We start from the raw sequence: 679 nt of genomic DNA, 5'->3' as shown, positions 1-679 counted from the left end.
CACAAAAGCGCGCAGTCACTCGTCTGTCACCACAAATCGCCCGAGCACGCACCAATGCCTGATGCTCCCATGACCACGCTTTGTCCATTTGATAGGTTTCAAAAGCATGACAAGATACCACCATCATGCCAGCGTTGCCCGACGGACGCAGACGCATGTCGATCTCGTATGCCCTACCATCTCGTGTCTGAGTATTGAGATAATTCATCAGCTTTTGTACAAGACGCGCGGCAAACTTCATTCCACTCACCGATTTCTCACCAGTGGTCATGCCCTGCTCTTTTATCTTATGTAAGAATACCAAATCCAAGTCGGAAGAATACGAAAGCTCTAATCCACCAAGCTTGCCATAACCGATGATCGCAAAGCCACATTCCGCTTCAGTCACTGGATCACCATCTTGACCAATCGGATAGCCATAGCGGTTGACGATCTCTGCAAACGCACGCTCTAGTGCGGCTTCTAGTACCACTTCAGCGATATAGGTCAATGAGTCCGATACTTTCATGATCGGGCGCTCAGCCAACACATCACTGGCAGCCACAGCCAATACCTGGTTTTTCTTGAACAGTCGCAATACGCTTAGCAGTTCTTCTTCGTCATTGGGTTCGACACGCAATAGCTGTTGGCGCAGGATGTCACGCAGCTCAGGCTTATCTGGCAGGTGGCGATAGTGCTG

1 pseudogene is annotated in these 679 nt (G+C 50.1%); it reads right to left on the bottom strand.

What is annotated here, in order from left to right:
* A pseudogene (locus ACS8FC_RS17900) lies at positions 1-679 on the bottom strand (bifunctional [glutamate--ammonia ligase]-adenylyl-L-tyrosine phosphorylase/[glutamate--ammonia-ligase] adenylyltransferase); the annotation flags it as partial.

It is taken from the genome of Psychrobacter sp. 1Y4 (genome assembly GCF_051847555.1).
The sequence above is the reverse complement of the archived record's forward strand: the minus strand, read 5'-3'. Positions and strand labels throughout refer to the sequence as shown.